Raw genomic sequence first — 24,155 nt, 5'->3', positions numbered from 1 at the left:
ACAAATTATCTGATTATCTATTTTAAAGAGCGTCTGACTCGTTGTTCGCTTCGTTGTTGTGAAGCGTTGTCCGTGTCAGTGGGTGCGTATAATACGCATCAGAATTTTTGACGCAAGCACTTTTTTAAAAAATTTTAAATTTTTCTCAGCGCTTGCGGTAAACATCATCAGACTTCGATGATGCGCAATTCTTTTGGCATAGAGAAAGAGACATTCTCTTCTTGGCCAGCAAGCTCTTGTGGAGCAGTGCCGCCCTCTTGCATCAGGCGTTCGATAACTTGATTGACCAATACTTCTGGTGCAGAGGCACCGGCAGTAATACCAATAGCCTTAATACCCTTTAACCATTCAGGCTTAATCTCTTGTGCGTTATCGATTAAATAGGCTTGCGTACCAATGCGCTCGGCAAGCTCACGCAGTCGATTAGAGTTAGAACTATTCACTGAGCCAACCACTAACACTAGATCGCACTCTTGTGCCAAAGTCTTCACTGCATCTTGGCGGTTTTGCGTGGCATAACAAATATCGTCTTTTTTCGGACCACGAATCTCAGGAAAATGATGACGCAAGGCATCAATCACTACTGAGGTATCATCCATAGACAAAGTTGTCTGCGTGACAAACGCCAATTGGCTTGGGTCTTGAACTTTTAATTGCGCGACGTCTTCAGGTGTTTCGACTAAGTAGATAGCGCCACCTTTAGAATCGTCGTATTGCCCCATGGTGCCTTCGACTTCTGGATGGCCATTATGACCGATCAAGACACACTCCATGCCATCACGGGAGTAACGCACGACTTCCATATGTACTTTGGTCACCAAAGGACATGTGGCATCGAACACTTTTAAACCACGACGGTCAGCTTCATTGCGCACGGCTTGAGAGACACCATGAGCACTAAAGATGACAATTTGATCGTCCGGCACTTCGTCTAACTCATTAACGAAGATAGCACCGCGTTCTCTTAATGATTCCACCACAAATTTATTGTGCACAACTTCATGGCGTACATAGATAGGCGCTTCAAAGATATCTAGGCAACGTTTAACAATCTCGATCGCACGATCAACGCCGGCACAAAAGCCGCGCGGATTAGCCAGCTGGATAGTAAAAGACATTAGGCCTCCTCTACGGCGATGATTTTCACGCGAAACGTTAACGTATGACCCGATAGCGGATGATTAAAATCAACTTCCACTTGATTCTCACCGATCGACTTAATCACGCCTGGCAGTTCATTCTTAGCAGAGTCTGCAAACGACACCACCATACCTTCTTCAATGTCCATACCAAACTGGCTACGCGCGATGGTCTGAACATTACTCGGATTGTGTGCGCCAAAGGCTTTTTCTGGCGCCATGGTAAAACTGGCCTCATCGCCAGGCGCCATTCCAAGTAACACAGCTTCGAAGTCAGGTAATAAACTGCCATCACCAAATGTAAACTGCGCGGGATTCCCTTCAAAGTTTGAGTCGACTAGCTGGCCATCCTCTAGCGCCAGTTCAAAGTGCAAGGTAATGCGGCTTTGTTCGTTAATCTTCATGGGTTGTACCTTTTGGGTGTTTGCTGAAGAGCCCTTCAACGAGCATCAGGACAACGCCGATGGTAATCGCGCTATCTGCTACATTGAACGCAGGGAAATACCAAGTGGATTGCCAGTGAACCTGTATAAAGTCCACCACATGACCATAGACCAAACGATCGTATAAGTTGCCGATCGCGCCCGCCATAATCAGCGTCAGTGATAACGCCTCAAGGCGATTGGATCGGCCAATCTTAGCCAAGCGCCAACTGATGCCAACCACGACCGCTAAGGCGATTATTGAAAAGAACCAACGCTGCCAGCCGCCGGCACCCGCTAAAAAGCTAAATGCGGCACCTGTGTTGTAACGCAGCGTTAAATCTAGAAATGGCAGAAGCGGAATCTCCTGCCCATAGTATAGGTTTGCTTCCACGCCTTGCTTGGTAATCCAATCCAAGGCGAACAAAGCAATCGCCAGCGCCCACCAGCGCTGGACGTGTTGCATAAAACTACGCATCAGCATTACGCGAAGTGACGTACTTCGCCCTCACCGTCAGGCAGGTTCGAGATACAACGATCACACAACTCTGGGTGTGCTTCACGCTGACCGACTTCTGGACGGTGGTGCCAACAACGCACACACTTCTCATTTTCCGTCACAGCAACTCGTACTTTTAAGCCTTCCAGCTCAGTTTCCACCGCGTCAGCTGGCGCATCGGCTAGCGGCGCCACTTTTGCTTCAGAAGAGATCAATACGAAGCGCAGCTCATCGCCCAGTTTCGCAAGTGTTTCCTCAAGCGTCGCATCTGCGTACAAAGTGATCTCAGCACTTAAGCTCGCTTTGATCTTACCTTCTTTACGTACCGCTTCTAGCACTTTGTTGGTTGCCATTTTGGCATCCAGTACACGCTTCCAGAACTCACGGCCAAGCACTTCATCGCCACTTAGCTCTTCTAGACCTTCGTACCATGTTTCCAAGAATACGGTTTCACCACGCTCGCCAGGCAATGCTTGCCAGATTTCATCTGCGGTAAAGCTCAAGATCGGCGAGATCCAACGCGTGAACGCTTCAGCGATATGGTACAGGGCTGTTTGCGCAGAACGACGCGCTAGGCTGTCTTCTTGTGTGGTGTACTGACGGTCTTTAATGACGTCTAAGTAGAAACCACCAAGATCCAATGAACAGAAGTTTTGAACCTTCTGTACCACAGCGTGGAACTGGTAATCGTTGTACGCTTCGTCGATTTCCTTTTGCAGCTGTGCCGCACGGTCTACGATCCAACGATCCAGCGCAATCATCTCATTTGACACGACCAAATCTTTAGCTGGGTCGAAGCCTGTCAGGTTCGCCAACATGAAACGAGCCGTATTACGGATACGACGGTAACCGTCTGCGACACGTTTCAAGATTTCGTCTGACACTGTCATTTCGCCAGTGTAGTCAGTTGCCGCAACCCATAGACGAATGATGTCTGCACCTAAGGTTTGCATCACTTTTTGTGGCGATACCACATTACCCAATGACTTCGACATCTTGCGACCGTCGCCGTCTACCGTGAAGCCGTGTGTTAGTACGCCTTTGTACGGAGGCACACCACGTACCGCAATCGATGTTTTCAAAGACGACTGGAACCAACCACGGTGCTGGTCCGAACCTTCAAGGTAAAGATCGGCTGGGAAGCTAAGCTCGTCACGCTGGTCGATCACCGAATAGTGCGTCACACCTGAGTCGAACCATACATCTAGCGTATCAGTGACTTTGCTGTATTTATCCGCTTCGTCACCTAGTAGCTCGGCAGCATCCATCTCAAACCACGCATCCATACCTTCTTTTTCGATACGTTGCGCCACTTCTTCGATCAGACGTGGTGTTTCTGGATGAAGCTCTTGCGTTTCTTTATTGATAAACAACGCGATTGGCACACCCCAAGTACGCTGACGTGATACACACCAGTCAGGGCTGTTGTTCAACATACCTTCCATGCGGTTTTGACCCCAAGAAGGTGTCCATTGCACACCTTTCACTGCCGCTTTGGCGTCGTCTAGCAGGCCTTTTTCGTCCATGCTGATAAACCATTGAGGTGTTGCACGGAAGATCAAAGGTGTTTTGGTGCGCCAGCAGTGTGGGTAACTATGGAAAATCTTCGATTGGAATACCAGCGCATTGTTACGACCTAGCGCTTCAAGCACTGCGTCGTCCACTTTGTAGACGTGCAAACCAGCAAATTCACCGGCAGCTTCTGAGTACACACCGTTATCTTGTACTAGGTTGATCGTGCCGATACCGTTGGCACGACCTACGTTAAAGTCGTCTACACCATGGTCAGGTGCGGTATGAACACAGCCCGTACCCGCATCAGCCGTAACGTGATCACCTAGAAGCACAGGAATATCGCGCTCCATAAATGGGTGATTCAACACTAGGCCACCAAGGTCTGCACCGACTGCGCGACCAACGATACGGTAATCTTCATGACCATAGCGCTGCATGATGCCGTCGACCATGTCTTCTGCAAACACTAGACGCTCTTTGCCTGCGCCCATGTCTACTTCTACTAGGGCGTAGTTGAATTCTGGGTGAATCGATACCGCTTGGCTTGCAGGTAGCGTCCAAGGTGTCGTTGTCCAGATCACTACAGAAACATTGCCTTCGCCTTCTACGTCTGAGAATTTGCTCAAGAAAGCGGCTTCGTCTTGTGGTGCGTAGCGCACGTCTAGAGACAAAGAGGTTTTGTCTTGGTATTCCACTTCGGCTTCCGCTAGTGCAGAGCCGCCCACCACACTCCAGTAAACAGGCTTGAAGCCTTTCACTAGGTGGCCATTTTCAGCGATTTTACCCAGCGCACGAACAATGTTGGCTTCGGTTACGAAGTTCATCGTTAGGTATGGGTTTTCCCAATCACCCATCACACCTAGACGGATAAAGTCTTTCTTTTGCTCTTCGACTTGCGTGTAAGCGTACTCACGGCACTTAGCACGGAACTCTTTGAACGACACTTTATCGCCCGCCTTACCAATCATCTGCTCAACTTTGTGCTCGATCGGTAGGCCATGACAGTCCCAACCAGGAATGTACGGCGCATCGAATCCACTAACGGTTTTAGATTTAACAATAATGTCTTTGAGGATTTTGTTAACCGCGTGACCAATGTGAATACTGCCGTTGGCGTATGGAGGGCCGTCGTGAAGAATAAAAGACTTACGCCCTTTACTTGCTGCACGTACTTTGTTGTATAAGTCCATATCTTGCCAGCGCTGTAGCATTGCTGGCTCACGTTTCGCCAGATCTCCACGCATTGGGAATGCGGTCTCTGGCAAATTCAGCGTTGATTTGTAATCACTCATGGTTTTTCGATTTATCCTCAAAGATCATCGGTCACTGATTGGAAAAGAAGCGCATGGCCTCTTCTTTATCACATTGAATTTGTCGTTCTAATTCGTCTAGGCCGCTCATTTTGCGCTCTGGACGAACAAAGTGGCGAAAGGTTACATCCAGATACTGGTTGTACAAGTCGCCATTAAAATTGAATAAGTGCACTTCTAAAATCGGTGTCTTACCTTCTACCGTCGGACGCACGCCGATGTTGGCTACGCCTTGGTAAAGCTTGCCAGCGATCGGTACCGTCACGGCATAAACGCCTGACAGAGCTGGTGTCACCCCTTTTAGAAATACATTAGCAGTTGGAAACCCTAACTTACGCGCCAAACGCTGGCCCCCCACTACGCGTCCACGCATGCTCACAGCATGACCTAACATAGCTTCTGCCGCGACAATATCGCCTGCGTTTAAGCATTCGCGCACCAACGAGCTACTGATACGCAACCCTTGGGCGTTTAAGATGGATGACGTGTTTTCCACATCAAAGCCATGATTCGCACCGAAGGCTTCTAGATAATCAAAATTGCCTTGGCGATCACAGCCAAAACGAAAATCATCGCCCACCACCAAGTGCTGTACCGCTAGACCTTGTTGCAATATCTGCTGACAAAAGGCTTGCGCATCCAAATTGCGTAAGCGGTTGTTAAACGGCATACACAACACATAGTCGATACCTAAGCCACTCAACAGCGCCACCTTGTCACGCAAACGAGCTAAACGCCCCGGCGCTTCTTCTGGTGCAAAAAACTCACGAGGTTGCGGTTCAAAGATCATAATCCCTGACGGCGCATCATACTGTTCTGCTAACGTCTTGACGCGTGACAAGATCGCCTGATGCCCCAAATGCACACCATCAAAATTGCCAATAGTCAGCACGCCCTTTTGATGTGCTGCTTGGATATTGTGAATACCCCGAACCAGTTCCATACCACCTCGTACCGGCAAAAAGTCTAAGCCGCTGAAAAAATAACCGCGATTATATAGCACTCCCCTTCGCAAAGGTAGGGAGCAAAGACGATCGATCTTAATCTTGCGCGCGCAAATGGCGCATGCGCAAGCCCGCGACCAATAAGCCCACGCCATAGGCAGCAACACCGACCGCCACGATCAGCGCCATATGCTGAGCACGCTGCCAATCGGATAACTGTGTCCAGGCCAGGTCAAAGCTCTGGTAATACAATAGCCAGCCAACTAGTAGCGCCACGCCTAACAACAATACACGCAACAGCAGCCACCACTGGATGGAAAAACGGTGAAAACCGCCACGATGCAAGCCAACCCACAACAAGCCTGCATTCAGCGCCGCCGATAAGCTGGTCGCCAAGGCTAAGCCTACGTGCCCAAGTGGCCACACCAAGATCAGGTTAAACACCATGTTGGCCACCATCGCGATGATGCCAATCTTAACTGGCGTCTTAGTATCTTGGCGCGAGTAATAACCCGGCGCCAATACCTTAATCAGCATCATAAACACCAACCCTAGCGAATACGCTTGCAGGCTTTGCGCTGCCATTTGCACATCCTCGACCGTCAGCTCGCCACGATAAAAAATCGTCGCAATCAAGGGCTCCGCCAACATAAACAGTGCAATCGACGATGGGATCGCAATCAACAGCAATAAACGTAACCCCCAATCCAGAGTTTGCGCAAAGCGCTCGCCACGCTCCCCAGCAAAGCTGCGCGACAAGGACGGCAGAATCACCGTACTGATGGCGATAGCAAAAATCCCCAGTGGTAACTCATACAGACGATCTGATAGATACAGCCAAGTAATACTGCCCGTCTCGAGCAAACTCGCCAGCACCGTATCGAGCAAGAGATTAATCTGACTGACCGACACACCAAACAAAGCGGGGCCCATCAAACTTAAAATACGCTTCACACCAGGATGGTGAAATCCGAGTCGCGGCCTTGGCAGCAGCTTCAATCTTGCCAAGAACGGCACTTGGAATAGCAACTGCACCAAGCCTGCCGCAAACACACCCCAGGCCACCGCCAGCTCAGCCTGACTGCTATTAACCGCAAAGCCAAGCGTGGCGACCAGCAGTGACACATTTAAAAAGATCGGCGTAATCGCAGGTACACCATACTCACCGTGAGCGTTTAAAATCCCGCCGGCGAGCGCGGTCAGCGAAATAAACAACAAATACGGGAACGTTACCGTCAACAAGGTCGCCGCCAAAGACAGCTGCTCAGTATTGTCGGCAAAGCCCGGTGCAAACACATACACCACCCACGGCGCCGCCACCATAAACACCGCCGTCACTAACAACAGCACCAGTGACAGTGAGCCAGTTACGACTGCCACCAGCTCACGCACGGCTGAGTGTCCCTGATTAACACGATAATCACTTAACACTGGCACAAAGGCTTGTGCAAACGCCCCTTCGGCAAATAAGCGCCGAAAAAAGTTGGGGATCTTAAACGCCACATAAAAAGCATCGGCCCCAGCACTGGCCCCCAATACGGACGCTAACGCCGCATCGCGGGCCAAGCCCAAGATGCGCGACAAGAAAGTACACACAGACACCAGCAAGCCAGAGCGTAAAAGTGATCGAGATTTGTTCGATTGAGAGGCGGCCATAAGATCATGATCTAACAAAAAATTTGCCCAAGAATAGCATTTAGCTGGTGGTCAAACAGCCAAAAAATACACTTTTCACATGGAATTATTTGTGTTTGGGGTTGTAGCAATGCTAAAAGCTGGTAAAATCCGCCGCGAGATTTTCAAGTTTAACTTGACATTCACAAGCGACCTAACAGCCCGTTTTGTCGTTTTAATTATTGAAAGATTGAAGGAGCCAGACTGTGGCAAACTCCGCCGGTTCAAAAAAACGTGCGCGCCAGGCGATCAAGCGTCGCGCTCATAACGGTAGCCTGCGCTCTATGGTGCGCACATACTTGAAAAAAGTAGATGCAGCTATTGAAGCAGGTAACAAAGAAGAAGCTCAAGCAGCATACTCTGTTGCAGTGTCTAAACTAGACAAAGCAGCTGACAAAGGCCTATACCACAAAAACAAAGCAGCTCGTCATAAGAGCCGCTTGAACGCTAAAATCAAAGCGTTGGCCTAATCCCATAAAAAAACCGGCGCGAGCCGGTTTTTTTATGTCTAGGAATCACCCTAGTTAAACAACAAGAACAGCCAGACTACACCCGCCAGACTTAAGCTCAGCATTACCGCTGCAGACCCCAAATCTTTTGCTCGCCCTGACAACTCATGCTTTTCATCGCTGATGCGATCCACTATCGCCTCAATGCTGGAATTGACTGTTTCCACGACCAACACCATACCGACCGAAAAGATCATCATTGCCTGTTCCAGTGCATTATCGCCCAGCCATAGCGCCAACGGCACCATCACTAAAAACAACCACACTTCTTGGCGGAATGATGCCTCGTAGCGCCACTGCGCACGCAATCCTTGATAAGAATAGCGCGACGCATGTAGGACGCGCTCCAAACCAATTTTACCTGGCTTTGCCATGTTTCCTCTGCTCGCTAGATTATGACCAAATCGTCGCGATGAATCAGCTCCGGCTCTCCCTCATAACCCAAGATAGCCGCACGCTCACTAGACGGCTTACCCAGCAACTTAAGCGTTTCAGCAATGGTGTAATTGGTCAGGCCTCGCGCCACAATGCGGCCGTTGCCATCAACACACTTGACCATGTCACCACGAGAGAAACTTCCCTCGGCATCCTTCACGCCCACCGGCAACAAGCTGGTGCCTGACTGACGTAAGGCTCGCACTGCACCATCGTCCAAAAACAACGTGCCACGGGTCTTAAGATGCCCAGCCAACCACTGCTTACGCGCGGCCAAGCGACCGTGTTCTGGCTGCAGCCATGTCCCGAGGTTTTCACCTTGAGCCACACGCAAGATCACACTACCTTCACGACCAGAAGCAATCACTGTATCCGCCCCTGAACGCGCCGCTAAGCGTGCCGCTCGCACTTTGGTCAACATACCGCCACTGCCCAATACGCCAGCGCCACCGCTTGCCATATCATCTAAGCTTTCATCGCTAGCAGAAGCATGGGATATTAATGTTGCATCTTTATGATCACGCGGATTTTTATCAAATAATCCATGCTGATCCGTCAAAATAATCAACGCATCCGCTTCCACCAAATTGGCGACAAGCGCTCCCAAAGTATCATTGTCACCAAAACGAATCTCATCGGTTACAACCGTATCGTTTTCGTTAACAATGGGTACAACACCCAGACTTAGCAGCGTACGCAGCGAAGATCGAGCGTTTAAGTAGCGTCGACGGTTAGACAAATCTTCATGCGTTAGCAGAATTTGTGCCGTACATAGGCCGTGTACTTCAAAGTGAGATTCGTAAACGCCTACCAACTCCATCTGCCCAACCGCAGCGGCCGCCTGTAGCTCGTTTACCTGTGTCGGTCGTGAAGAGAAGCCTAGGCGCTTCATGCCAGCTGCAATGGAGCCCGATGACACCAGCACAACTTCTTTGCCTTGTGCACGCAACTGGGCGATCTGCGCCACCCATTGACCAATATTCCCCACATCTAGGCCTTGGCCATCATTAGTGAGCAATGCACTGCCTATCTTTACGACCACACGTTGGGCGGCCGCAATCTTCTCTCTCGTTTCCATTTACTGCTTTTCTCGCTTTGTTTTATTGAACGTATTCTACGTCCACATCGTAATCGTCATCATCAAAGTCATCATCGTCATCGCCCTGAGCAGCGTTACGACGGTTCTTACGTAGCTGCTGAATACGTTCACGACCTTCTTCGTCGATCAAGGCACGTACCGCACGTTCTTGTGCTTGCGCTTCTTCATCATCGATAAGGTTCTGACGCATTTCATCCAACGCCGTCATCAGATCCAGACAAAGTACTTCTGTACCTTCGCCAGAGATGGCCGAGATACGATAGGTTTTACCTTCCCAACCCAACGCATCAATAACGCTTTGACAGCGCGCTTCACGCTCTTCTTCTGGCACCATATCGAGCTTGTTCAGCACCAACCAGCGCTCACGCTTCTCCGCCAATGCTGGCGAGAATTCGTGCAACTCATTCACGGCAATTTTTGCCGCTTCTGCAGGAGTGATTTCATCCCACGGCGCCATATCAACGATGTGCAGCAAAATACGGTTACGTACCAAGTGCTTCAAGAAGCGGATACCTAAACCAGCACCATCCGCAGCACCTTCGATGATGCCTGGAATGTCAGCAATGACGAAGCTCTGGTGCTTCTTCACTTTTACCACGCCAAGGTTTGGTACCAAGGTCGTAAACGGGTAATCAGCTACTTTTGGCTTGGCAGAAGACACCGAACGAATAAACGTCGACTTACCGGCATTCGGTAAACCTAGCAAACCCACGTCGGCCAGCACTTTCATCTCAAGCTTCAAGTTACGCTCTTCACCGACCGTACCTTTGGTGGTCTGACGCGGCGCACGGTTAGTACTCGATTTAAAGCGCGTGTTACCCAAGCCTTTGTGGCCGCCTTGCGCAACTTTTAGACGCTGACCAATTTGTACCAAGTCGCCAAGTGTTTCGCCGGTATCTTCGTCGATCACGGTCGTACCAACAGGCACTTTAATTTCTAGATCAGGCGCTTTGGAGCCTGTCATGTCACGGCCCATACCGCCTTGGCCATTTTCAGCGATGTACTTTTTGGTAAAACGGAAATCGATCAGTGTGTTTAATGACTCATCCGCCACCAACACAACACTACCGCCATCACCACCATCACCGCCGTCTGGTCCACCTTTCGCGACAAACTTTTCACGCCAAAAGCTCAAACAGCCATTACCACCTTTACCTGCGCGAACGTAGATCGTGGCTTCATCAACAAATTTCACAGCATCACCTCTTAGGTGCGTTATCAGAGTTCAGTGCCCTGATTATAGAATTTTTCCAAAAAAAAAGCCCCGCATTGCGGAGCTCTTTTTGATCATTCGCTTAGCGATTAGGCAGCAGCAACGACAGAAACTGTACGACGCTTGAACTTACCTTTCACTTCGAATTTCACTTGACCTTCAGCAACAGCGAATAGAGTGTGGTCTTTACCAACACGAACGCCTTCACCAGCGTGGAATTCAGTACCACGTTGACGAACTAGAATGTTACCTGGTACAACAACTTGGCCGCCAAAGCGTTTAACGCCTAAGCGTTTCGACTGACTATCGCGACCGTTCTTAGTACTACCACCAGCTTTTTTGTGAGCCATGATTTACTCCTAAATATTGAATCTGTAGAGGCTTAAATTACTTGATACCAGTAATTTTAACTTCTGTGAACCACTGACGGTGACCCGCGCGTTTCATAGAGTGCTTACGACGACGGAACTTCAAGATTTTAACTTTATCGCCACGGCCGTGAGCAACAACTTCAGCTGTTACTTTAGCGCCTTCAACAACTGGTGCGCCAACTTTAACGTCGTCGCCGTTGCTTACAAGAAGAACGTCGTCGAACTCAACAGCAGAACCAGCTTCAACAGCTAGTTTTTCAACTTTAAGAGTTTGACCTTCTTGTACGCGGTATTGTTTACCGCCGGTTTTGATCACTGCAAACATTGTTTCTCTCCAACTAAATTTACCCGGCTACTGGATTGTATTTGACCTACTTCTAGTGGCTAATTAATGGTAAGCCAATCAAAGACTTACACTTCACCATATGATAGGGAGCAAAATGTGGGTAAATCGGACGCCGAATTGTACAAAAGAGAACCAGCAAACACAAGCCAAATCGCCTTGTGATCAGGATTTTTACAGTTTTGGGTTGACCCCGTGTGGGCGCTTACCTAGCATTGACGCCACTTGCTATTCAGCTTGACTATTTTTTGGCTTCGGAAGTTCCATGCAACCAACTAAAATACATGATGTGGTGGCCGATGAGTTCGGTCAGGTAAATGACTATATCCTTTCGCAACTTAAAAGCGAAATCCCGCTCATTGAGCAAATCGGTTACTACATTATCAGTAATGGCGGAAAACGCTTACGCCCGCTGATGGTTCTACTGGCCGCGCGTGCCGCACAACCTAGTACAGGCTTGTCTGAAGCAGCGCTGACCAATGCCGTCAAAATGGCATCGATCATCGAATTTATCCACACTGCTACTCTATTGCATGATGATGTGGTCGACGAATCCGATATGCGCCGTGGCAAAAAGACGGCTAACGAGGAATGGGGCAATGCACCCAGCGTATTGGTCGGTGACTTCCTTTACACGCGCGCCTTTCAAATTATGGTCGATGTTGGCAGCTTCCAATGCATGGAAATTTTGTCCGGCACCACCAACATCATTTCCGAAGGCGAAGTACAACAGCTAATTAACTGTGGCGATCCTGACACTACCGAAGAGAGCTACATTAAAGTCATTCAGTACAAAACCGCCAAACTGTTTGAAGGCGCAGCTCTGTGTGGCGCAGTCGTTGCCGAAGGCAACACGGACTACCAAGAAGCCTTACGCCAATACGGCATGTATGTCGGTACCGCTTTCCAGCTGATTGATGATGTGATGGACTACACGTCCACCGCTGAGGAAATGGGCAAAAGCGTCGGTGATGATTTAGCCGAAGGCAAGCCCACGCTACCGCTTATCTTTACCATGAAGCATGGCACATCAGAAGCCAGCGCCCGCGTGCGTTCTGCCATCGAAACAGGCGGCCTTGATCATCTTGAAGAGATTCTAGAAGACGTCCGCGCTTGTGGTGCCATCGAGTACACTGAGCGCGAAGCACAACGCCAATCAGAATTGGCTATCGCCGCGATCAATGACCTACCCGAATCAGACTACAAAGCTGCGCTGATTGCATTGGCCAATGCTGCGGTACACCGTCGCACCTAATCCTTAACGACGAATCCGGCGTGCACTGCTTGTTGTGCGCCGGCCTCCCCTTCTACCATAATCGACTTTACCAAGGCAGCAGTTTGCTCTGGATACTGCAGCATAAAGCAGTGACCACCCGTCACCTTGATCAAACGAATATTGGGATTAAGCTGCTCGGCTAATTGGTACGCTGCCTTAAACATATCGTAGGTTTCATCCCCGTAGACAATATAAGTCGGCGTCGTCACGGACTTCACTAGCCGCCACAAGCCTTTGGGAGCGCTACCAAATACCGCCGCCTCAAGCCAAGTTGGGCAGTTCAAATGACACTTGCCATCATCCTCTTGGTGCATGGCGTAGCGCACATAATCCCATAAGCAGCGATCTTGCCAGCCCTTAAATGTACCTCGCCCCTGCAAGCTAGCAAACGCCTGTTGCGGACTTGGCCAAGTCGTACGGCGGCGCTCCGTTTGGCGCACTAAGGGTAATTTACGTTTCAAGCCTGACCAGCGAATACTGTTGAGCAACCAAATCATTTTCGGCGGATACAATGCTGGGTCCAACAGTATGGTACGCTCAAACAATTCAGGGTCTCGCGCACTCATCAACAAAGTCATGCAACCACCAAAGCTATGCCCGACACCGACTAATGGCTGATCTTGATAGACCTGATGATATTGGCGCAACACATTAAGAAAATTAGAGGCAGCTTTATTCCAACCTAAAAAGCGCGCCCCCGTAGGCGATTTGCCATGCCCTTGCGCATCTTGAACAATGAGATTGAGCTCGTCTGCGAACTGTTCTAACATGGCTTCGTAAGTTCGTACCGCAAAGCCATTACCATGAAGAAAATGCACATTCTTGGTCGCACAGGCTTGGCGATGAACATGAGCTGAGAGCACCACATCTTGGGCGGTCATATAAGACTGTTCAAAGGACAAAGTGGACACTGACAGCTCCTAAACGTTAACCAATACATCGAGTATGAAATTCTACAAGCTACTCAGTCTAGGCGCTATAGAAGCGCGGGCATTGTAAATTTTCGCTTTTGAATGCGTAAATAGACAAAAAAAACGGCCATTTACCGACTCCAAATTGGTTTTTTTCCGCTCAAACATTCATATTGTTTGCCTGAACCGATATAATCGCTTGGATTTTCATACTGCTAACTGGACCACACGTTTCACTCCTTTAGATGACTAAAGCAGGGGCGGTGGAAATAGGACTATAATGACTACAGCTTCATCGTTTGAAAAAGACGAACTTTTAAAGTGCGGCTACGGCGAAATGTTTGGCGAAGGTAACGCACAGCTACCTGTCGGCAACATGCTAATGCTAGACCGAATCACTCATATCTCCACAGAGGGCGGTGCTTTCGGTAAAGGTGAAATCATTGCTGAATTGGATATCAACCCAGACCTTTGGTTCTTTGAATGCCATTTCCCAGGTGACCCTGTCATGCCTGGCTGTCTAGGCTTGGATGCAATGTGGCAACTGGTTGGCTTCTTCTTAGGTTGGAAAGGCAATGATGGCCGCGGCCGTGCACTAGGCTCTGGCGAAGTGAAATTCACAGGTCAAATCCTACCTACCGCTAAAAAAGTAACGTTCCGAATTGACCTTAAGCGTGTGATCGAACGCAAGCTGGTTATGGGCATTGCGGACGGAAGTGTTTCTGTTGATGGCCGTGAGATTTACACTGCTAAAGACCTACGCGTAGGCTTGTTCACTTCAACTGAAAACTTCTAACAGATTAAGAGTATAAGAGGCACATAATATGCGTCGTGTAGTTGTAACTGGCCTTGGCATTGTTAGCTGCCTTGGCAATGACAAACAAACTGTTCTTGAGTCACTGCGTGAAGGCCGTTCTGGCATTCGCTTCGCGGAAGACTACCAAGAAAAAGGCTTCCGCAGTCACGTATGTGGCCGTATTGACCTAGACGACAGCGTGATCGATCGTAAAGTGCGTCGTTTTATGGGCGATGCTGCGACTTACGCATACGTTTCTATGGAACAAGCCATTGCTGATTCTGGTCTAAGCGAAGATCAAGTTTCTAACATCCGTACTGGATTGATTGCAGGTTCTGGTGGTGCGTCTGCACGTAACCTAGTGGAATCTGCTGACACGCTACGTGAAAAAGGCGTTAAGCGTGTAGGCCCATACCGTGTCACCCAAACGATGGGTAGCACCGTATCAGCCTGTCTTGCGACACCGTTCAAAATCAAAGGTGTGAACTACTCGATTACCTCTGCGTGTTCAACCAGTGCACACTGTATCGGTAACGCGATGGAGCTTATCCAACTAGGTAAGCAAGACGTTGTGTTCGCAGGTGGCGGTGAAGAAGAAAGCTGGACGCAAACATGCATGTTCGATGCAATGGGCGCACTGTCTTCTAAATACAATGACACCCCAGAAAAAGCCTCTCGCGCATACGATGCGACACGTGATGGCTTCGTTATCGCAGGCGGCGGCGGTATTCTTGTGCTTGAGGAACTTGAGCACGCTAAAGCACGTGGCGCGAAAATCTACGCTGAAGTCGTAGGTTACGGTGCAACATCTGACGGCTACGACATGGTAGCGCCATCTGGTGAAGGTGCTGTTCGTTGTATGCAAATGGCCATGAGCACTGTTGACGGTAAGATCGACTACATCAACACTCACGGTACTAGTACCCCTGCTGGCGACATGAAAGAGCTACAAGCCGTACGTGAAACGTTCGGTTCTGAGATCCCAGCGATCAGCTCAACTAAGTCTCTATCTGGTCACTCACTGGGTGCGGCGGGTGTTCACGAAGCTATCTACAGCTTGCTAATGATGGAAAACAAATTCATCACAGCGTCTGCCAACATTGAAGAGCTTGACCCTGAAGCAGGTGATATTCCGGTAGCGGTAACACGCCAAGACAACGTCGAACTGACACACGTTATGTCTAACAGCTTCGGCTTCGGCGGCACCAATGCCAGCCTAGTATTCAAAAAGTTTGAAGGCTAATCCGAGTAATTAATGCTACAAAAAAACCGCACAATGTGCGGTTTTTTTATGCCTATCATAAAGACCTGAACTTAAGGGTGTTGGCGCATCGCTGCGCGCATCCAAGTTTCCATCTCTTCATGGATTTGGCCAGTATCTTTGCCATCCACCTCAATCAAGGGGCCAATCACCACCGTGATGGTGCCAGGATAACGACGCCACGTGCGGCCCGGCCAAACATGACCCGCGTTGTGCACCAATGGCAAAATAGGCGCCTGCGCCGACGCGGCTAGCATCGCAGCCCCCTTATTAAAGGCGCGCTCAGAGCCTGGCGGCGTACGCGTACCTTCTGGGAAAATCAGCACCGAACGACCATCTTTAAGACGCTCTTTGCCTTGCTTTAAGATTTGCTTTAGAGCACCCGCCTTTTTCGCACGATCAATGGCGATCGGCTGCACCATGCGCAACCCCCAGCCAAAAAATGGAATCGACAACAGCTCTTTTTTCAGCACCGTCGAAATGGGGGTTTTCAACACTTGCAGCAAATAGGTTTCCCACTCACTTTGGTGATTCGACGCCAATACCACGGCGCGGCCCTCAGGCAAATGCTCACGACCAATAATCTCGACCTTGACGCCACAGATGACGCGAAATAAAAACAGTAAGATATGATTGTGAACGTTCAATACCGGCTGGCGCCATTTTTTAGGTAACATCCACGCCACTAGGGGCGCAAGCAATCCTGTAAACCCCGTTAGAATGCCGTAGCATACAGCAAACAGTACCGAGCCAATCAATGAGCGCAGTGAATTATGCGGTGTCATGAAGCGCATCTCCGTATTCAGTGTAAATTAGGCAGTCTGACGTTCTTGTTGCTGCAATAGTGGGTTGGCGTACATACGCAACACCGTTTCACGCAACGCATCAGGACAAGTCGCCATGTACTCTTCAAATACAGCGTCATCGCACGGCTCACCATTCAGCATTTTTAAGGCGGCCTTGTTGGTCGACTGAATCGCATATTGGCTGATGATCTGACGGTCCACTTCGGCGACCATCTCATCGGGAGTTTCGCAGCTTGCATCGATTACATCACCAAAGGTGACAATGACCTTCCCTTTGCGACCCACAATACCTTTACGAATGCTGTCAATGTCTTCAAATTCGGTTTTTTCGTAACGCCCTGTGGTCGACTTCTGATGTAACTCATGCGCTTTTTCAAAGGCACATGGATCATACTCATAAGAAATCGATACCGGCACGATTTTGAGATTTTTCATGGCCTCGGCAAAACTAACTTTCTGCTTCTTTTGGCTCATGTAAAACATCTTGATGATCGCCGGATCAGTTTGGTCGATACCATCTTTGGCACGACCTTCTTTTTGGGCAATCCAAATATTGCAGTGCTCTTTGGTCAACGAGTGAGTAATGTAATCCGACAGCTGGCCAAAGGCTGCCATCATTTCACGAATACCATTGGCTGAGCGCTTCACAATAAAACTCTTATTAAGACGCATCAGGTCCGACACAAACGGTCGACGCAGCAAATTATCACCAATGGCAATGCGCACTGTATCTAATCCATTTTTGTATAAACCGTAGTTTACGAAGGCTGGATCCATAGCAATGTCACGGTGATTAGAGAGGAATAAATAACCCTCATCTTTCGCTAGCTTTTCAATGCCACGATACTCCACATCCGCGGTCGTGGTTTTGATCATACGTTCCATGTAATTGGCCACTTGCGTCTGGAAAGCACGCACATCGCTGATTTTACGCACTTCCTTTTGCAAGACATGTTTAACCACCATAGCAAGTGGGCCACGGCTCCATTTAGGCCATTTAGCAAATTTAAAACCGACAATCGTATCGATAAAGTCCGGTGTATTTACCAAATTTTGTAACACCCCGGCGACCTCATCGTCGTTGTAAGGGCGTATATCATGAAACTGATCCATTGAACTGTCCATTTGGGTTTAAATTATCGTTGTGTTTATAAATTACAAACGTCGAAGCCTTGGTCGGCTAACAACTGTTTGTGGGCCGAAGATGTCACAACGGCCGTATTCTCGTTTGCTTGAGTAAGGTACAACTGCGCCACACGTTTAAGATCTTCGAGCGTCACCGCTAAGATATTAGCACGCAGGGTTTCACGGTAAGCTTGGCTACGGTTATGTAGCTGCAAGAAGAAATCACTCTGAGCTTCACCCGCTGGCGAGCCAGGTTTATCCATCGAACCAATCACTCCAAGAATCGCTTCCTCAAGCGCGCCATAATTATGATCGCTGTTGATCAGCCACTCAATCGACGCATCAAAATCTGCCAATGTCTCAAGTAGACGTGGATCACGGTATGAGAAGAAACGGAATGCACCCGCACTCGCATCAAACGTCGCACCACCGCCGTAAGCGCCACCCTGCTCACGGATAGCACGGTGTAAGAAGCCATTACGCAAGAAACCAGCTAGTACTGTTAGTGGAGCCACATCTGGATGATCACCTGCGACGGCTTTAAAAGACTTAGCACAGAAGCTCACCTGTGTCGCGGTAACCCAAGCTTGCTTCACCGTCTGCTCAACAGCGGGCAGGGTGAAATTTGACGCTTGTGCATGGTTGTTAACCGCGTCCCACGCTGGTGTAATTGCCGCCAACACTTCCTCTTTATAATGCGGCTCCGCTACCAACAGCACTTGCTTAGAAGCGCCCATTAATTTCTCATGAATCGACGCTAACGTGTCGCGTAACTCACCCATAGCCTGATCATCGTTGCGCAGCGCATCGTCTAATGCGATCAGCTCTTGGATGCCTGTCATACCACCCCACGCTTCTTGCTGAGCAGCCAAGCCAGACATACCTGCCGACGCGGCGCTCATTGCCAACACATGACCTTGACCCGTGATCGAACGCTCACGACGGGCGCGGCGTTGAGCGATAAGCTCTTTGATGCGACCCGCTTCGTCAAAACGAACTTGATTAAACGTCTGCGCCATTAATTCGGTCATCGCTGCAGCGTTTGGCACCAAGGCTTTGGAGCTCAGCACGAAGTAACCGTGCACTTGTTGCTTATCAGCCAGCTCAGTACGGATCGATGTCGACGCACCAAGGCCACCACACACCTGTGCTTGCAGCGATTGGATTGCCAAGTAATCTTGCTCGCCTAGACCGACTTCGGTCATTAGGTACGAGTAAATCGGTAGCAGCTTGGTTTCTTCTTCTGTCAGAGCAGGTAGCTCAGTGACCAGTTGCTGGTACACTAAACCATTAGTACCTTGTGGGTAGAAGGTAATCGGCAAGCTTTGCTCTAGCGCTTCATGATCGTACTCTGGAAGACGTGCAGGGACATCTTCTAGCCCAACTTTGGGCAACAGGCTCATGTCATCGACTTGCTCTTGGCGCGTTTTCAAAGCTTGGCTACGCTCAATGATATGTTGCGTTTGCTCTTCATTAAGGCCTGCTTTGATCTTGCTCAAGCGGTCTTTTTCAGCTTGGTTGCGGCGCGCCTCTAGCGCTTCATCAGGGCTCAGAGTCAGCGTAATACGGTGAGCGTTGTTCAGTAGCAGCTCACGCACCAAAGTTGGGATGTAATCTGGCTCTGCCACTTTGTCACGCATCTGTTCGATCACCGGATCTAGATCAAGCTGAGCGATCACATCACCTTGGTGCACAGCGGTCGATAGCGCCGTCAAAATCAGCTGTAAACCATACGGGTAGCTGTCGCCACCGATTTCACGTTGGCTCAGCTCTAGCTGGTGCAACATGGCATCAACCATCTCTTGCTCGACGCCATTGTCGGCGATGTCTTCGAGGGTCTGTAGGATTAAGGCTTCTACTTGCGCACTTTGCTCACGGCGCACACCTTCTAAACCACACATGAAACTCATCTCTTTATTGCTGTCTTCAAGGCCACAAAGTGGCGACGGTGACGAGCCCAACTCGGAGTTTTCTAAGGCACGACGTAGCGGCGAAGCCGAGTTATCCAGTAACACGCTCGACAGCAAATGCGCTTCGAATTGTTGAGCCAAATCGGTACTTTCGCCTAATAACCAGCCCACCACGACATGACTGCCGTCTTCTTTGGCTTCGTCTGCGGCATAGCCTTCTTCCACACGCAGAGGCGAGAAGTAACGCTTCACATTCGGCACGCTGACTTGGTCGTCCAAACGCTCAAAGCGGCTTAACACTTTGCTTTCGAACTCAGCTTGTAGCTCTTGAGCTGGAATATCACCAAAGGTCATGAACACCGCATTGGATGGGTGGTAATGCTTACGGTAAAACGCCAACAAGTCATCGTATGACAAATCTGGGATATCAGACGGCTCACCGCCTGAATTAAAGTGGTAGGTATTACTTGGGCACAGATATTTGGTCACTGCTTGCCACAATACCGACGTGGGCGAACTCATTGCGCCCTTCATCTCGTTGAACACTACCCCTTTGTAAGTCAGCTCAGACTCTGGGTTAGTCGGCTCGGCAAACTCCACACGGTGGCCTTCTTGGGCGAAATCAAGCGGATCTAAGCGCGAGAAGAACACTGCATCCAAATACACATCCAACAGGTTACGGAAGTCTTTTTTGTTTTTGCTGGCAAATGGATACGCCGTCCAATCAGACGAGGTGAACGCGTTCATAAAGGTATTTAAAGAACGGCGAATCATCATGAAGAAAGGATCACGCACTGGGAAACGCTCAGAGCCACACAACACGGTGTGCTCCAAAATATGCGCAACACCCGTGGAATCTGTCGGCACGGTTTTTAAGCCCACCAAAAAGACGTTTTCATCGTTGTCAGAGGCGATATGAAAGTGCTTGGCACCGGTTACCTTATGTTCGTACTCTTCAACAGTAACATTAAGTGCCTCGATAAATTCGCTGCGAACCGCCGTAAATGCTGGGTGGTGTGCGGTGTTCTGTGTCATGTGTTACCCCTATAAAATGCTCGTTCTATAACTAGAATGATTGGGAATTTTTTTTGCAAACTCAAGTAAGAGAGACGCTGCTTACAAGGACCTTACTAATGGTCTCAGCCCTAGCGTTTTTGGTGACGCTCCCAGTTTTCTAGGCGCGCTTTCTCACTTTTACGAAATAATACATAGACGGCGCCGAGGCCGCCGTGATGTCGCTGAGCCGTATGGAAGGCCATGACATCATCTAAGTCTTTGAGCCACTTATTAATGTGGCTTTTAATCGTCGCTTGATCTTGCGGGTCCGGTGTACGGTCACCTTTGCCATGCACGATAATACCGACGCGAATGTCGTGGCGCATACAGTCCTCGACAAACTGAAACACTTCTACGCGCGACTGCTCTACCGTACGGCGGTGCAAATCTAGGCGCGACTCAATGCCATACTTACCTTGGCGTAACTTCTTGAATACGCCATCTTGCACGCCATCCTTTTTGTACTCCAGCATATCATTGGGATCGACACGCTCGACATAATCTTTGGATAGGTAGTTACGGTCTACAACCTCTGCTAGCAGCGCGGCTTTTTTGCGCTCCTGATAATCCACTTCGCCCTGCTTTTTACCGAGGTAAACTTCGGTCTTTTGCAGCGGGCGGATCCCTTGTACTTCTTGCGCGAACAAAGAGAAATCATCATCCTCTTGCATACGTCACCTCAAACTGTGCACCCCATACCGTATTTATGACAGCTAGAGACAGGAAAGGCTCCCGTGGGAGCCCCGTGCAAGCTGTAGGGTGGGCTTCTGGTTAACCCAGTGAAATTAAAAACGAATCCCGTGAGTATAACAGCAATCTGCCTCGAACCACTAATCTACGGCGCTTCCACCGTTAACGCTTACGTCGCTCGAACTTTTTCACCGTGCCAGAAAACTGGAAAATCAAAAAACCCATCAGCGATAATAAAATCGCCAATTCATAACGGCTGTAGGCCACGGCAACGCCAATTGCCCCAGTGTTCCAGATACCCGCGGCTGTGGCGGTACCGGAGACAGAATCGCCGCCTTTAAAAATCGCACCGCCGCCGATGAAGCCCATGCCAGTGATCACCGCATACATCACTCGCGCTTCAGCGTCTGACCCTTCGTAGACACTCATGCCCACCAGCATGAAAGCGCAGGAGGCAATTGTCACCAGTGGAAAAGTACGCAGACCAGCCCCACCATCGTGATGCTCACGGTTGAGTGCAATCGGTAACGCCAACAAAAACGCGACTCCCATCTGCGTTAGATGATGAAAAATCAAATCAAAATCCAAGTCCAACATAGGCCACTCCCTGTTTTATTATTTTGCTTTAAGCTAGCGCTGTGTAAGTCACCAAGCAACTGAGCATCCGTTTTTTCCTTGTTAGCTACGAAAAAGGCCGCACAATGTGCGGCCTTGATACGAAGACTATGACGCTTAAGTAAGCGTTAGAACGGGATATCGTCGTCAAAGTCATCAAAGTTTGGCGCAGGTTGCTGCGGCTTCGCAGGCTGCTGCTGAGGTGGTTGTTGCGCCGGTTGCTGTGGCTGTGCTGGTTGTTGTGGCTGATTGCCCCAGCTGCCGAATGATTGAGGTTGCGCTGGCGCTTGTTGTGGTTGACCGTAGCCACCTTGTTGACCGCCAAAACCGCCGCCTTGTTGTGGCTCGCCACCGTAGTTACCTTGCTGTGGTTCAGACTGTTGCGGCGCATTGCCGTAGCCGCCCTGTGCACCGTAACCGCCACCTTGTTGCTGGCCGCCACCAAAACCGCCGCCTTGGCCTTGCGGGCCGTCGGCACGGCCGTCTAGCAATTGCATTTCGTTCGCCACGATTTCAGTGGTGTAACGTTTAATGCCGTCTTTTTCCCACTCACGCGTACGCAGCGAACCTTCGACGTAAACTTTTGACCCTTTCTTAATGAAATCGCCTGCGATTTGACCTAGACGGTAATTACCACGGTCCATAAATGCCACGCGGTGCCATTCGGTGCGCTCTTGCATTTGACCAGTTTGACGATCACGCCAGCTCTCTGATGTCGCCAAGCTGACATTGGCAACCGCTGCGCCAGACGGCATGTAACGTACTTCCGCATCGCTACCAGCGTTACCTATTAAGATTACTTTGTTTATTCCACGTGCCATGACGTTACTCCAATTTTAAAGGTAATTCGTATTACTTCACTTGAGGCGCGATGCGTTGAAGCGCCTCTTTATCAAGTTGCTTCTTATCCACTTTTAGATAAGCGGTTTGCTCATCGGTAAAAATCTGCATATCTTCCACTCCTTGGATCGACATTAATTGTTGTTTCAAGTGAGCCACATCGGCCTCACTGTGTGCGGCAATGCTAAATGCCATACTGCCCAATTGGCGTGGTGCAGGTTGCTTGGCACTGACCACAGCCCATAGTAACCAAAGCCCGCCAATGACGCTGAACAGCACCTCCACTGAGGTCTGCTGTAACAACCAGCCACCACCGGCACCGCCGACAAATGCTCCCATAAACTGATGCGTCGAGAACACTCCCATCGCCGTACCACGGTAGCCCACCGGCGCAAGCTTACTGACCACAGATGGCAGCGTCGCTTCTAAGGTATTAAACGCAACGAAGAAAAAGCACACGGCCAAAGCAAATAGCCACAGCTGTTGTGCCCACTCCATCACTAAAGTTGTTAACCCCAATACTAGAATCACTAAGGTTAACACTTGCTTCATCTTACCACGACCCTCGGCCGCAATGATCAAGGGCAACATGGCCACAAACGCCGCCGCCATAATGATCAAATATAAAATACTATGCTGGCCTAACGCCAAATCATAACGCGCAATCAGCATCGTCGGGATCGCTACAAACAAAGCGGTCAAACTGCCATGCAGTAAGAAAATGCTGATGTTTAAAAAGCGCAAGCCCGAGTCTTTTAACACCGCACCCAACGCCACTTTACTAGGCGTCGTATCACGGCGAAAGGCATGCTGCGTAACATTCGGCACGACCCAATACACCAACGCCATGCCCATCAAGGAAAAAGCAAACGACAAGTAGAACAGACCCGATAGCGCTAGCCATTCAAACAAGATCGGTCCAAGAATCAACGACAACATAAACGACGCACCAATGCTGATGCCCACCATCGCCATCGCCTTGGTGCGGTTTTGTTCTTTGGTCACATCACTTAGTAACGCCATGAGGGTACTGGCAATGGCCCCGGCGCCCTGAATCGCCCGCCCGATGATCAACGTTGTGATACTATCGGCATTGGCACAAATCACACTGCCCAAGGCAAACAGCACCAAACCAAATAAAATCACAGGTTTACGGCCCACACGATCCGAGATCATGCCCATCGGAATCTGTAGCGATGCCTGGGTAAAACCATAAATACCGATCGCTGCACCAATTAATGCTGCATCGGCTCCGTCCAGTCCATCTGCCGCCACACTGATGACTGGCATGATCAGAAACAGGCCCAGCATACGGAACAAATACACCATAGCTAGGGCAAAGACAGAACGGCGTTCAATAACATCCATAAAGGCTACTACTTACGTAATTTGAAGT

At 49.6% G+C, this 24,155-nt stretch carries 23 protein-coding genes; 4 read left to right on the top strand and 19 right to left on the bottom strand.

What is annotated here, in order from left to right:
• Positions 1-167: 167 nt before the first annotated feature.
• The 6 genes from ispH to murJ all read right to left on the bottom strand — a co-directional run bounded on the left by ispH (position 168) and on the right by murJ (position 7,485).
• Positions 168-1,118 (bottom strand): 4-hydroxy-3-methylbut-2-enyl diphosphate reductase, encoded by a 951-nt coding sequence (gene ispH / locus JQX58_RS14935; RefSeq protein ID WP_204147642.1) that lies wholly within the window; start codon positions 1,116-1,118, stop codon positions 168-170.
• The gene (locus JQX58_RS14930; protein WP_204147641.1) at positions 1,118-1,543 is read right to left on the bottom strand and encodes an FKBP-type peptidyl-prolyl cis-trans isomerase; all 426 of its coding nucleotides are present in this window, start codon (positions 1,541-1,543) and stop codon (positions 1,118-1,120) included. Before JQX58_RS14930 ends, ispH begins: the two co-directional genes overlap by 1 nt.
• Complete coding sequence (gene lspA, locus JQX58_RS14925) at positions 1,533-2,027, bottom strand: signal peptidase II (RefSeq protein WP_204147640.1); 495 nt, start codon at positions 2,025-2,027, stop codon at positions 1,533-1,535. Before lspA ends, JQX58_RS14930 begins: the two co-directional genes overlap by 11 nt.
• Before the next feature lie 17 nt (positions 2,028-2,044).
• A complete protein-coding gene (gene ileS / locus JQX58_RS14920; protein ID WP_204147639.1) occupies positions 2,045-4,867 on the bottom strand; it encodes an isoleucine--tRNA ligase in 2,823 nt (940 codons plus the stop codon).
• A 31-nt stretch (positions 4,868-4,898) separates the two neighbouring features.
• Positions 4,899-5,828 carry a bifunctional riboflavin kinase/FAD synthetase gene (gene ribF, locus JQX58_RS14915; protein WP_204147638.1) on the bottom strand — a complete coding sequence of 310 codons (930 nt, stop codon included), beginning with the start codon at positions 5,826-5,828 and terminating at the stop codon, positions 4,899-4,901.
• Positions 5,829-5,925: 97 nt separating this feature from the next.
• Complete coding sequence (murJ, locus tag JQX58_RS14910) at positions 5,926-7,485, bottom strand: murein biosynthesis integral membrane protein MurJ (protein WP_204147637.1); 1,560 nt, start codon at positions 7,483-7,485, stop codon at positions 5,926-5,928.
• A gap of 224 nt (positions 7,486-7,709) precedes the next feature.
• Between murJ and rpsT the strand changes: the two genes are divergently transcribed.
• Complete coding sequence (gene rpsT, locus JQX58_RS14905; RefSeq protein WP_204147636.1) at positions 7,710-7,973, top strand: 30S ribosomal protein S20; 264 nt, start codon at positions 7,710-7,712, stop codon at positions 7,971-7,973.
• A 50-nt stretch (positions 7,974-8,023) separates the two neighbouring features.
• Here the strand turns inward: rpsT and JQX58_RS14900 are convergent, their stop codons facing one another.
• The 5 genes from JQX58_RS14900 to rplU all read right to left on the bottom strand — a co-directional run bounded on the left by JQX58_RS14900 (position 8,024) and on the right by rplU (position 11,455).
• Positions 8,024-8,386 carry a diacylglycerol kinase gene (locus JQX58_RS14900; RefSeq protein WP_204147635.1) on the bottom strand — a complete coding sequence of 121 codons (363 nt, stop codon included), beginning with the start codon at positions 8,384-8,386 and terminating at the stop codon, positions 8,024-8,026.
• Positions 8,387-8,400: 14 nt separating this feature from the next.
• Entirely contained in the window at positions 8,401-9,525 is a 1,125-nt protein-coding gene (proB, locus tag JQX58_RS14895) for a glutamate 5-kinase (RefSeq protein WP_204147634.1), read from the bottom strand.
• A gap of 22 nt (positions 9,526-9,547) precedes the next feature.
• Positions 9,548-10,741: an Obg family GTPase CgtA gene (gene cgtA, locus JQX58_RS14890; RefSeq protein WP_204147633.1), complete on the bottom strand. Its 1,194-nt coding sequence runs from the start codon at positions 10,739-10,741 to the stop codon at positions 9,548-9,550.
• Positions 10,742-10,848: 107 nt separating this feature from the next.
• The gene (gene rpmA, locus JQX58_RS14885; protein WP_055462841.1) at positions 10,849-11,109 is read right to left on the bottom strand and encodes a 50S ribosomal protein L27; all 261 of its coding nucleotides are present in this window, start codon (positions 11,107-11,109) and stop codon (positions 10,849-10,851) included.
• Positions 11,110-11,146: 37 nt separating this feature from the next.
• Positions 11,147-11,455: a 50S ribosomal protein L21 gene (gene rplU / locus JQX58_RS14880; protein WP_204147632.1), complete on the bottom strand. Its 309-nt coding sequence runs from the start codon at positions 11,453-11,455 to the stop codon at positions 11,147-11,149.
• Between the two features lie 283 nt (positions 11,456-11,738).
• Between rplU and ispB the strand changes: the two genes are divergently transcribed.
• Positions 11,739-12,728, top strand: coding sequence for an octaprenyl diphosphate synthase (ispB, locus tag JQX58_RS14875; protein WP_204147631.1), 990 nt, complete (start codon positions 11,739-11,741; stop codon positions 12,726-12,728).
• On the opposite strand, the gene JQX58_RS14870 is transcribed toward ispB, so the two are convergent.
• The gene (locus tag JQX58_RS14870) at positions 12,725-13,660 is read right to left on the bottom strand and encodes an alpha/beta fold hydrolase (RefSeq protein WP_204147630.1); all 936 of its coding nucleotides are present in this window, start codon (positions 13,658-13,660) and stop codon (positions 12,725-12,727) included. The two genes, ispB and JQX58_RS14870, sit on opposite strands and share 4 nt — an antisense overlap.
• 280 nt (positions 13,661-13,940) lie before the next feature.
• Between JQX58_RS14870 and fabA the strand changes: the two genes are divergently transcribed.
• On the top strand, positions 13,941-14,456 hold the full coding sequence (gene fabA, locus JQX58_RS14865) for a 3-hydroxyacyl-[acyl-carrier-protein] dehydratase FabA (RefSeq protein WP_204147629.1): 516 nt from the start codon (positions 13,941-13,943) through the stop codon (positions 14,454-14,456).
• 28 nt (positions 14,457-14,484) lie between these two features.
• Positions 14,485-15,699: a beta-ketoacyl-ACP synthase I gene (gene fabB / locus JQX58_RS14860; RefSeq protein ID WP_204147628.1), complete on the top strand. Its 1,215-nt coding sequence runs from the start codon at positions 14,485-14,487 to the stop codon at positions 15,697-15,699.
• A 71-nt stretch (positions 15,700-15,770) separates the two neighbouring features.
• Here the strand turns inward: fabB and JQX58_RS14855 are convergent, their stop codons facing one another.
• The 7 genes from JQX58_RS14855 to JQX58_RS14825 all read right to left on the bottom strand — a co-directional run bounded on the left by JQX58_RS14855 (position 15,771) and on the right by JQX58_RS14825 (position 24,127).
• The gene (locus tag JQX58_RS14855) at positions 15,771-16,502 is read right to left on the bottom strand and encodes a lysophospholipid acyltransferase family protein (RefSeq protein ID WP_204147627.1); all 732 of its coding nucleotides are present in this window, start codon (positions 16,500-16,502) and stop codon (positions 15,771-15,773) included.
• A gap of 27 nt (positions 16,503-16,529) precedes the next feature.
• Positions 16,530-17,636: a lysophospholipid acyltransferase family protein gene (locus JQX58_RS14850; protein ID WP_204147626.1), complete on the bottom strand. Its 1,107-nt coding sequence runs from the start codon at positions 17,634-17,636 to the stop codon at positions 16,530-16,532.
• 35 nt (positions 17,637-17,671) lie between these two features.
• On the bottom strand, positions 17,672-20,593 hold the full coding sequence (locus tag JQX58_RS14845) for an insulinase family protein (protein WP_204147625.1): 2,922 nt from the start codon (positions 20,591-20,593) through the stop codon (positions 17,672-17,674).
• 110 nt (positions 20,594-20,703) lie between these two features.
• Entirely contained in the window at positions 20,704-21,285 is a 582-nt protein-coding gene (gene smrA, locus JQX58_RS14840) for a DNA endonuclease SmrA (protein WP_204147624.1), read from the bottom strand.
• Between the two features lie 181 nt (positions 21,286-21,466).
• A complete protein-coding gene (locus tag JQX58_RS14835) occupies positions 21,467-21,901 on the bottom strand; it encodes an MgtC/SapB family protein (protein WP_204147623.1) in 435 nt (144 codons plus the stop codon).
• Between the two features lie 146 nt (positions 21,902-22,047).
• Positions 22,048-22,740: a single-stranded DNA-binding protein gene (ssb, locus tag JQX58_RS14830; RefSeq protein WP_204147622.1), complete on the bottom strand. Its 693-nt coding sequence runs from the start codon at positions 22,738-22,740 to the stop codon at positions 22,048-22,050.
• A 31-nt stretch (positions 22,741-22,771) separates the two neighbouring features.
• Positions 22,772-24,127, bottom strand: coding sequence for an MFS transporter (locus JQX58_RS14825; protein ID WP_204147621.1), 1,356 nt, complete (start codon positions 24,125-24,127; stop codon positions 22,772-22,774).
• Positions 24,128-24,155 lie beyond the last annotated feature (28 nt).

The organism is Marinomonas ostreistagni, assembly GCF_016888445.1.
Taxonomy (GTDB): domain Bacteria; phylum Pseudomonadota; class Gammaproteobacteria; order Pseudomonadales; family Marinomonadaceae; genus Marinomonas; species Marinomonas ostreistagni.
Note: the sequence above shows the minus strand (reverse complement) of the source record. Positions and strands in the feature narration are given on the sequence as shown.

Bases quoted from the DNA above. Each gene is read 5' to 3' on its own strand.
- ispH (WP_204147642.1), bottom strand. From the start codon at position 1,118: ATGTCTTTTACTATCCAGCTGGCTAATCCGCGCGGCTTTTGTGCCGGC.
- JQX58_RS14930 (WP_204147641.1), bottom strand. From the start codon at position 1,543: ATGAAGATTAACGAACAAAGCCGCATTACCTTGCACTTTGAACTGGCG.
- lspA (WP_204147640.1), bottom strand. From the start codon at position 2,027: ATGCAACACGTCCAGCGCTGGTGGGCGCTGGCGATTGCTTTGTTCGCC.
- ileS (WP_204147639.1), bottom strand. From the start codon at position 4,867: ATGAGTGATTACAAATCAACGCTGAATTTGCCAGAGACCGCATTCCCA.
- ribF (WP_204147638.1), bottom strand. From the start codon at position 5,828: ATGGAACTGGTTCGGGGTATTCACAATATCCAAGCAGCACATCAAAAG.
- murJ (WP_204147637.1), bottom strand. From the start codon at position 7,485: ATGGCCGCCTCTCAATCGAACAAATCTCGATCACTTTTACGCTCTGGC.
- JQX58_RS14900 (WP_204147635.1), bottom strand. From the start codon at position 8,386: ATGGCAAAGCCAGGTAAAATTGGTTTGGAGCGCGTCCTACATGCGTCG.
- proB (WP_204147634.1), bottom strand. From the start codon at position 9,525: ATGGAAACGAGAGAGAAGATTGCGGCCGCCCAACGTGTGGTCGTAAAG.
- rpmA (WP_055462841.1), bottom strand. From the start codon at position 11,109: ATGGCTCACAAAAAAGCTGGTGGTAGTACTAAGAACGGTCGCGATAGT.
- rplU (WP_204147632.1), bottom strand. From the start codon at position 11,455: ATGTTTGCAGTGATCAAAACCGGCGGTAAACAATACCGCGTACAAGAA.
- ispB (WP_204147631.1), top strand. From the start codon at position 11,739: ATGCAACCAACTAAAATACATGATGTGGTGGCCGATGAGTTCGGTCAG.
- fabA (WP_204147629.1), top strand. From the start codon at position 13,941: ATGACTACAGCTTCATCGTTTGAAAAAGACGAACTTTTAAAGTGCGGC.
- fabB (WP_204147628.1), top strand. From the start codon at position 14,485: ATGCGTCGTGTAGTTGTAACTGGCCTTGGCATTGTTAGCTGCCTTGGC.
- JQX58_RS14855 (WP_204147627.1), bottom strand. From the start codon at position 16,502: ATGACACCGCATAATTCACTGCGCTCATTGATTGGCTCGGTACTGTTT.
- JQX58_RS14850 (WP_204147626.1), bottom strand. From the start codon at position 17,636: ATGGATCAGTTTCATGATATACGCCCTTACAACGACGATGAGGTCGCC.
- JQX58_RS14845 (WP_204147625.1), bottom strand. From the start codon at position 20,593: ATGACACAGAACACCGCACACCACCCAGCATTTACGGCGGTTCGCAGC.
- smrA (WP_204147624.1), bottom strand. From the start codon at position 21,285: ATGCAAGAGGATGATGATTTCTCTTTGTTCGCGCAAGAAGTACAAGGG.
- JQX58_RS14835 (WP_204147623.1), bottom strand. From the start codon at position 21,901: ATGTTGGACTTGGATTTTGATTTGATTTTTCATCATCTAACGCAGATG.
- ssb (WP_204147622.1), bottom strand. From the start codon at position 22,740: ATGGCACGTGGAATAAACAAAGTAATCTTAATAGGTAACGCTGGTAGC.
- JQX58_RS14825 (WP_204147621.1), bottom strand. From the start codon at position 24,127: ATGGATGTTATTGAACGCCGTTCTGTCTTTGCCCTAGCTATGGTGTAT.